The organism is Mycobacterium sp. E136 (genome assembly GCF_001666865.1).
Lineage (GTDB): Bacteria > Actinomycetota > Actinomycetes > Mycobacteriales > Mycobacteriaceae > Mycobacterium.
In genome coordinates this window covers 1-8430 of record NZ_LZJE01000276.1, presented here as the reverse complement: position 1 = coordinate 8430, position 8430 = coordinate 1, and the positions used below count along the sequence as shown (strand labels likewise).

Below are 8430 nucleotides of genomic sequence, written 5' to 3'. Positions count from 1 at the left end.
AAGATGGCGCCGTCGCTGATCCGGTCGCAGGTCGCGTCCAGCACCGCGCCGAAACGAGTGCCTCCACCGCGCTGACGGGCCATCGCCCCGTCGAGCATGTCGGCGAGCACGAAGATCCACACCGCGACCGAACCCCACCACAGCTGACCGATCGGATACAGCGTCAGCGCGGTGGAGGCACTCGTTTCGGCGCGGTGCTGGACGCGACCTGCGACCGGATCAGCGACGGCGCCATCTTCTGCGGTCTGCTGTGGTGGGCGGCGTTCGGGATGCGGAGCACCTCGCTGGTCGTCGCGACGGCGATCTGCCTGGTGACGTCGCAGGTGATCTCCTACATCAAGGCCCGCGCCGAAGCCAGCGGGCTGTCGGCGGAGGGCGGCCTGATCGAGCGCCCGGAACGGCTGATCATCGTGCTGGTCGGCGCGGGTCTATCCGGCCTCTTCGGAGTGGTGTGGCTGCTGCACATCGCGATGTGGGTGCTGGCGGTGACCAGCCTGGTGACCCTCGGGCAGCGCGTGCACAGCGTGCGCACCTCTCCCGGGGCGATGGACCGAATCGCCAAACCCGACACCACCAACGCCGGCGGCGACAAACCGGAGGCGGGCGAGCCGTGACGACCACCCCCTCGGGACCGACGGCCAGTGCCAACCCGTTGGGTGGCCGGTTGGCGGACTGGGGGTACGCGGCCGGCTGGCGGGTGGTACGCGCAATGCCGGAGTTCTTCGCCCGCAACACTTTCGACGCCGGGGCACACTTCGCGGCCCGTGGTGGCGGGCCCGAACAGCTACGCAAGAACCTGGCGCGGGTCGTCGGCGTGCCGCCCGAACAGGTGCCCGACGGGCTGATTCGTGCTTCGCTGGCCTCCTACGCCCGATACTGGCGGGAGGCATTCCGGTTGCCGACGATGGACCACGAGGCGCTCGGCCGAGAGTTGGTCGTGGACGACATCGACCTACTCTGGGGCGCGCTCGACGCCGGCCGCGGCGCGGTGCTGTCCCTGCCGCACAGCGGCAACTGGGACATGGCCGGAGTCTGGCTGGCCCGGAACTACGGCACGTTCACCACGGTGGCCGAACGGCTCAAACCCGAGTCGTTGTACAACCGTTTCGTCGAATACCGGGAGGGCCTCGGCTTCGAAGTCGTTCCTCTGACCGGCGGTGACCGCCCGCCCTTCGAAATCCTCGCCGAGCGGTTACGCGACAACCGACCCATATGCCTCATGGCCGAGCGCGACCTGAGCCGCAACGGGGTCGAGGTGGAATTCTTCGGCGAACCCACGCGCATGCCCGCCGGCTCGGCCAAACTCGCGATCGAGACCGGGGCGGCGCTGTTCCCGGTGCACTGCTGGTTCGAAGGCGATGGTTGGGGCATGCGGGTCTATCCCGAGATCGACACGTCCTCGGGCGACGTCACCGCGATCACCCAGGCGTTGGCCGACCGGTTCGCCCGCAACATCGCCGCCCATCCCGCCGATTGGCACATGATGCAACCGCAGTGGCTGGCGGACCTGTCGGCCGAGCGGCGCGCGAAGCTGGAGGCCAGCCCGTGAGAATCGGCATGGTCTGCCCGTACTCGTTCGACGTGCCCGGTGGGGTGCAGTCGCACGTGCTGCAGCTGGCCGACGTCCTGCACGGCCTGGGCCACGACGTCAGCGTGCTTGCGCCGTCGTCACCGGGCGCCCAGCTGCCCGACTACGTCGTCTCGGGCGGCAAGGCCGTTCCGATTCCGTACAACGGATCCGTCGCGCGGCTGCGGTTCGGACCCGCGACGCACCGGCTGGTCAAGCGCTGGATCGCCGAAGGCGACTTCGACGTGCTGCATCTGCACGAGCCCAACGCCCCGAGCCTGTCGATGCTGGCGCTCAACATCGCCGAGGGGCCGATCGTCGCGACATTTCACACCTCGACCACAAAGTCGTTGACGCTCACCGTATTCGAGCCGATCCTGCGCCCGATGCACGAGAAGATCGTCGGCCGCATCGCGGTGTCCGACCTGGCTCGTCGCTGGCAGATGGAGGCCCTGGGCAGCGATGCGGTGGTGATCCCCAACGGTGTCGACGTAGCGGCGTTCGCGTCGGCGCCGCTGCTCGACGGCTACCCCCGAGCGGGAAAGTCGGTGCTGTTCCTGGGGCGCTACGACGAACCCCGCAAGGGCATGGCGGTGCTGCTGCGCGCGCTGCCGACGCTGGTCGAGCAGTTCCCCGACGTCGAGATCCTCGTCGTCGGCCGCGGGGACGAGGACGAATTGCGCGACGACGCCGGCGAACTCGCCTCACATCTGCGCTTCCTCGGACAGGTCGACGACGCGGACAAGGCGTCGGCGATGCGCAGCGCCGACGTGTACTGCGCACCCCATACCGGCGGCGAAAGCTTCGGCATCGTGCTCGTCGAGGCGATGGCGGCCGGCACCGCGGTGGTGGCCAGCGACCTCGACGCGTTCCGTCAGGTGCTCGACGACGGTGCGGCGGGCCGCCTGGTTCCTGTCGACGACGCAGCAGCCCTGGCCGATGGGCTGATCGAGGTGCTCGCCGACGATGCGGCGCGTGAGCGTTATGTCGCGGCGGCGACCCACGCGGTGCGGCGTTACGACTGGTCGGTGGTGGCCCGCCAGATCATGCGTGTGTACGAGACGGTCTCGGGCTCGGGCACCAAGGTCACGGTCTCCGGCGGTGACGGCGGTGGCAAGGCCAGAACGGCGAGAACGGCGAGGACCAGGAAGGCGACCGGAGGCGTTCGGTGATCACCTGGATCGTCGTGATCACGCTGGCGGCGCTGGTGGTGCTCATCCTGGCGGTCGGCGGGTGGGCCTTGCAGACGGCCAACCGCCTGGACCGCCTGCACGTGCGATACGACCTGTCCTGGCAGGCGCTCGACGGCGCGTTGGCCCGCCGCGCGGTCGTCGCCCGTGCGGTCGCTGTCGACGCCTACGGCGAGGGACCGGATGCCGCCCGGCTGGCCGCACTGGCCGACGCCGCCGAACGGTCACCTCGGCCGGGGCGCGAGGGCGCGGAGAACGACCTGTCGGCCGCGCTGGCCCAGGTGGACCTGGCGACGCTGCCGCCGCCTCTGGTCACCGAACTGTCCGACGCCGAAGCGCGGGTGGTGCTGGCCCGCCGCTTTCACAACGACGCCGTGCGCGACACCCTCGCGCTGCGCGAACGGCCGGTGGTGCGTCTGCTGCGGCTCGGCGGAACCGCTGCGCTGCCAACGTATTTCGAGATCGTCGAGCGACCCGAGACGGTACCGGAGGTCGGCCGCAGGTGAGTTGGCGCACGTCGGCGCGAGTGGTTCTGCTCGACGAGGCCGGCGCCGTGCTGCTATTCCGCGGCTCGGACCCCGGACTGGCCGACGCGCCGCGCTGGTGGTTCACCGTCGGCGGTGCGGTGGAACCGGGGGAGGAGCTGGCGGACGCCGCGGCGCGGGAGATCGGCGAGGAGACCGGTCTGCGCGTGGCCGCTGCCGACCTGGTCGGACCGCTGTGGCGGCGTCAGGCGGTGTTCGAGTTCGACGGCGCGGAGATCCGCAGCGAAGAGCTGTTCTTCGTGTATCGCGCGACGCGGTTCGAACCCTCGGTCGGCGGTCACACCGCCCTCGAGCGGCGCACGATTCACGGCTATCGCTGGTGTGATGAGACAATGATCCAAGAGCTGGTCGCCAATGGCGAAACCGTCTACCCGCTGCAACTCGGCGAGTTGCTGGAACAGGCCAATGCGGTCGCCGACGCGCGCGGGGGCGGTGCGCATCAGCAGTTGCAATCGATCCGCTGAAGTGCGGAATCAACACATTTGCGACCGCGTTTAGACTGGATCAGTAGCGATTCGGAGGAGATAGCAGTGGATACCGCACCGAACGGGTCGGTGACCCAAACCGGAACAGCCCGGGTGAAGCGCGGCATGGCCGAGATGCTCAAGGGTGGCGTGATCATGGACGTCGTCACGCCCGAGCAGGCCCGGATCGCCGAGGGCGCCGGTGCGGTGGCGGTCATGGCGCTCGAACGGGTGCCCGCCGACATCCGCGCCCAGGGTGGCGTCGCCCGCATGAGTGATCCCGATCTCATCGAGGGCATCATCTCGGCGGTCACGATCCCGGTGATGGCCAAGGTCCGCATCGGCCACTTCGTGGAGGCGCAGATCCTGCAGAGCCTCGGCGTCGACTACATCGACGAGTCCGAGGTGCTGACCCCCGCCGACTACACCCACCACATCGACAAGTGGAAGTTCACCGTGCCGTTCGTGTGCGGTGCGACCAACCTCGGCGAGGCGCTGCGCCGCATCACCGAGGGCGCGGCGATGATCCGCTCGAAGGGCGAAGCCGGCACCGGCGACGTGTCCAACGCCACCACCCACATGCGCCAGATCGGCGGCGAGATCCGACGGCTCACCTCGCTGTCGGAGGACGAACTCTACGTCGCCGCCAAGGAACTGCAGGCGCCCTATGACCTGGTGGTCGAGGTGGCCCGGGCCGGCAAGCTGCCCGTGACGCTGTTCACCGCCGGTGGCATCGCGACCCCGGCCGACGCGGCGATGATGATGCAGCTCGGCGCCGAGGGCGTGTTCGTCGGGTCGGGCATCTTCAAGTCCGGCGATCCCGCGGCGCGTGCGGCGGCGATCGTGAAGGCCACGACGTTCTACGACGATCCCGACGTGCTGGCCAAGGTGTCGCGCGGGCTGGGTGAGCCGATGGTCGGCATCAACGTGGAGGACGTCGCGGCCCCTCACCGGCTCGCCGAACGCGGCTGGTAAGCGGACCGGATGGCGATCGAGAAGATCCTCGACCTGGAGCAGCTCGAGGTCAACATCTATCGGGGCAGCGTGTTCAGCCCCGAATCCGGTTTTCTGCAGCGCACTTTCGGCGGACACGTCGCGGGGCAGTCACTGGTTTCGGCGGTGCGCACGGTCGACCCGGAGTTCGAAGTGCACTCGTTGCACGGGTACTTCCTCCGCCCCGGCGACGCCAAAGCGCCGACGGTGTACATCGTGGAGCGCCTGCGCGACGGCGGGTCGTTCGTGACGCGTCGGGTGAATGCGATCCAGCACGGCGAGACGATCTTCTCGATGTCGGCGTCGTTTCAGACCGACCAGAGCGGCATCGAGCACCAGGACGCGATGCCCGTCGCCGTATCGCCCGATGAGATCCCGAACTACGCGTCGGTCAGCGAGGTGTTCGACGACGCCAGCTTCCGCCAGTTCGACGAGTGGGACGTACGGATCATTCCGCGCGAGACATTGAACAAGCTGCCGGGCAAGGCATCTCAGCAGCAGGTGTGGTTCAAGCATCGCGACCCCCTGCCCGACGACCCGGTGCTGCACATCTGCGCGCTGGCCTACATGAGCGACCTGACCCTGTTGGGTTCGGCGCAGGTGAACTACCCGAAGGAGCGCAGGCACCTGCAGGTCGCCTCCCTCGACCACGCGATGTGGTTCATGCGTCCGTTCCGCGCCGACGAGTGGCTGCTCTACGACCAGTCCTCGCCGTCGGCCTCCGGTGGCCGGTCGCTGTGCCAGGGCAAGATCTTCAACCAGTACGGCGAGATGGTGGCGGCGGTCATGCAAGAGGGACTGACCCGCTTCAAACGCGACTACAAACCGTGAGCACTCCACACGTCGGTGTCCTTGCGCTGCAGGGCGATACGCGCGAACACCTGGCCGCGCTGCGTGAGGCCGGGGCGGAGGCCTCGACGGTGCGGCGGGTCCGCGAACTCGAGGCCGTCGACGCGCTTGTAATCCCAGGCGGGGAGTCCACCGCGATGAGCCATCTACTGCGCGAGCTCGATCTGTTCGAACCGCTGCGGTCGCGGCTGGCCGACGGCATGCCGGCATACGGCTCATGCGCCGGCATGATCCTGCTGGCCTCGGAGATCCTGGATGCCGGCGCGGCCGGACGGGAGGCGACACCGTTGAAGGCGATCGATATGACGGTGCGGCGCAATGCCTTTGGTCGCCAAGTCAACTCGTTCGAGGACGATCTGGCCTTCGGCGGCGTCGACGGGCCGGTGCACGCCGTGTTCATTCGCGCTCCGTGGGCCGAACGCGTCGGGCCCGACGTCGAGGTGCTGGCCGAGGCGGCCGGTCACATCGTCGCGGTGCGCCAGGGTAAACGGCTCGCGACGGCCTTCCATCCGGAGATGACCGGCGACCGTCGCATCCACAAACTGTTCGTCTCGATGCTCTAGCAGTCGCGCGATTTGTGAGTGATTTCGATCGCTGACCGAACGTTTTCACTCACAAATCGCAGACAGGGCTAGCGGATTTCCAGGCCGGTGACCGCACGGCCGATCACCAGGCGCTGAATCTCGCTGGTGCCCTCGAAGATCGTGAAGATCTTGGCGTCGCGGTGCATGCGCTCGACGGGATACTCGCGGGTGTAGCCGTTGCCGCCGAGGATCTGGATCGCCTCGTCGGTGACGTACACCGCGGTCTCGCTGGCGACCAGCTTGGCCATCGACCCCTCGGCGTTGTCGAACGGCTTGCCGTTGCGCGCCATCCAGCCGGCCCGCCAGACCAGCATCCGGGAGGCGTCGATGCGGGCCTTCATATCGGCCAGCTTGAACGCGATGGCCTGGAATTCGCCGATCTTCTTGCCGAACTGCTCTCGCTGGCGGGCGTAGTCGAGCGCGTACTCGTACGCGGCACGCGCCACGCCGACCGCCATCGCGCCGACAGTGGGCCGCGTGCGCTCGAACGTCGCCAGCGCGGCCTGACTCTTGGCCCGCTTGCCCTCGCGCACCCGCGCGATGCGCTCCTCGAACTTGTCCCTGCCGCCGACGATCAGATTGCCTGGAATGCGGACGTCCTCGAGCACCACCTCGGCGGTGTGCGAGGCGCGGATGCCGTGCTTGAGGAACTTCTGACCTTGCCGGAAGCCGGGGGTGTTCGGCGGGATGATGAACGTCGCCTGCCCGCGCGTGCCGAGTTCGGGATACACCGACGCGACCACGATGTGCACCTCGGCGATGCCGCCGTTGGTGGCCCAGGTCTTGACGCCGTTGAGCACCCATTCGTCTGCGGCCTCGTCATAGCGGGCGCGGGTGAGGATGGCGCCGACGTCGGAACCGGCGCCGGGTTCCGACGAGCAGAACGACGCGACCTTCGGTTCGTTCACGCTGCCGAACATCTGCGGCAGCCACTCGGCCATCTGCTCGGGGGTGCCGTTGGCGGCCAACGACGCCGCGGCCAGGCCGGTGCCCAGGATCGACAGCGCGATACCCGCGTCGCCCCAGAACATCTCCTCGAACGCGACGAGCATGCCCAGCCCGGACGGCTCAGCGGCCTGCTCGGCGAAGAACTCCATCGAGTACAGGCCGACCTTGGCCGCCTCCTGGATGATCGGCCACGGGGTCTCCTCGCGTTCGTCCCACTCCGCGGCGGCGGGGCGGACGACGTCGGCGGCGAACTCGTGCACCCAGTCCCGGACATGGACGAGGTCGGGGGACAGCTCAAGCGAGAAGGACATGCCCGCTATCTTACTGCGGAGTAAGATAGCGGCGAAGTATTGTGGCAGACCTAACAGCGTGGGTAGGACGGAACGCCGCGATGACGATGGTCGAAGTCGAGCCGCAACCCCGCATCGACACACTGGTCAAGCTCGCGAACGGCGCACACGCGGCGCACCGAATACACCGGCACCGCCTGGTTCGACGGCAAACCGATCGTGTCCGGCCTTGCGCTGCGCCGAGCACCCAATGCGCCCAGGGGCATCCCGGACAGCCGCCGCGACGTTCACCGACGACCCGTCCGGCGCACCGACGTGGCTGCAGGTGCACGTGCACGGCCACATCGCCTGGCCGGCCGCCGTCGGGTACCGCGTCGTCGCGCTGACGTCGCCCGACGCGGTTCGGTAGGGCGCAAACATCCACGTAGACTCGTCGGGCGGACTCAGCGCACGAACTTGGCGCACGAAAGCGCACGGAGAGGTACTACCTGCATGAGCGGCCATTCCAAGTGGGCCACCACCAAGCACAAGAAAGCGGTCATCGACGCCCGCCGCGGCAAGATGTTCGCCAAATTAATCAAGAACATCGAGGTCGCCGCGCGGACCGGCGGCGGCGACCCGGCGGGCAACCCGACGCTGTACGACGCGATTCAGAAGGCCAAGAAGTCGTCGGTGCCCAACGACAACATCGAGCGGGCCCGCAAGCGCGGCAGCGGTGAGGAAGCCGGCGGCGCCGAGTACCAGAACATCACCTACGAGGGCTACGGCCCCAACGGTGTCGCGGTGCTGATCGAATGCCTGACCGACAACCGCAACCGCGCGGCCGGCGAGGTCCGCGTCGCGATGACCCGCAACGGCGGCAACATGGCCGACCCCGGTTCGGTGTCCTACCTCTTCTCCCGCAAGGGCGTCGTCACCCTCGACAAGAACGGCCTCACCGAGGACGACGTGCTGATGGCGGTGCTCGAGGCCGGCGCCGAGGACGTCAACGACCTCGGCG

General features: G+C 68.4%; 9 protein-coding genes and 2 pseudogenes. 9 read left to right on the top strand and 2 right to left on the bottom strand.

Annotated features, from left to right (window positions below; genetic code table 11):
* A partial coding sequence (locus A5698_RS30020; protein ID WP_502688950.1) for a CDP-alcohol phosphatidyltransferase family protein occupies positions 1–98 on the bottom strand: 98 nt, incomplete at its 3' end.
* A 63-nt stretch (positions 99–161) separates the two neighbouring features.
* On the opposite strand from A5698_RS30020, the pseudogene pgsA reads away from it, so the two are divergent.
* The 7 genes and pseudogenes from pgsA to pdxT form a co-directional block, all read left to right on the top strand.
* Positions 162–614, top strand: a pseudogene (pgsA, locus tag A5698_RS29085) (phosphatidylinositol phosphate synthase); the annotation flags it as partial.
* Positions 611–1549 (top strand): phosphatidylinositol mannoside acyltransferase, encoded by a 939-nt coding sequence (locus tag A5698_RS18315; RefSeq protein ID WP_068299838.1) that lies wholly within the window; start codon positions 611–613, stop codon positions 1547–1549. The pseudogene pgsA and the gene A5698_RS18315, both read left to right, overlap by 4 nt.
* Positions 1546–2739, top strand: coding sequence for a glycosyltransferase family 4 protein (locus tag A5698_RS18310; protein ID WP_068299834.1), 1194 nt, complete (start codon positions 1546–1548; stop codon positions 2737–2739). The genes A5698_RS18315 and A5698_RS18310 overlap by 4 nt, the downstream gene beginning before the upstream one ends.
* Positions 2736–3766: pseudogene (locus A5698_RS18305) on the top strand (NUDIX hydrolase). The gene A5698_RS18310 and the pseudogene A5698_RS18305 overlap by 4 nt, the downstream one beginning before the upstream one ends.
* A 66-nt stretch (positions 3767–3832) precedes the next feature.
* On the top strand, positions 3833–4741 hold the full coding sequence (gene pdxS, locus A5698_RS18300; protein ID WP_059164661.1) for a pyridoxal 5'-phosphate synthase lyase subunit PdxS: 909 nt from the start codon (positions 3833–3835) through the stop codon (positions 4739–4741).
* Between the two features lie 9 nt (positions 4742–4750).
* Positions 4751–5590, top strand: coding sequence for an acyl-CoA thioesterase II (gene tesB, locus A5698_RS18295; protein ID WP_067084127.1), 840 nt, complete (start codon positions 4751–4753; stop codon positions 5588–5590).
* Positions 5587–6171 (top strand): pyridoxal 5'-phosphate synthase glutaminase subunit PdxT, encoded by a 585-nt coding sequence (gene pdxT, locus A5698_RS18290; RefSeq protein WP_068299831.1) that lies wholly within the window; start codon positions 5587–5589, stop codon positions 6169–6171. The genes tesB and pdxT overlap by 4 nt, the downstream gene beginning before the upstream one ends.
* Positions 6172–6239: 68 nt before the next feature.
* Here pdxT and A5698_RS18285 read toward each other — a convergent pair whose 3' ends face one another.
* Positions 6240–7451, bottom strand: a complete 1212-nt coding sequence (locus A5698_RS18285; protein ID WP_068299827.1) for an acyl-CoA dehydrogenase family protein — start codon at positions 7449–7451, stop codon at positions 6240–6242.
* Positions 7452–7680: 229 nt separating this feature from the next.
* Here A5698_RS18285 and A5698_RS29530 point away from each other — a divergent pair, with 229 nt between their 5' ends.
* Entirely contained in the window at positions 7681–7839 is a 159-nt protein-coding gene (locus A5698_RS29530) for a hypothetical protein (protein ID WP_231967449.1), read from the top strand.
* Positions 7840–7922: 83 nt separating this feature from the next.
* Positions 7923–8430 (top strand): YebC/PmpR family DNA-binding transcriptional regulator (locus A5698_RS18275; protein WP_068299824.1); only part of this gene is annotated, 508 nt, incomplete at its 3' end.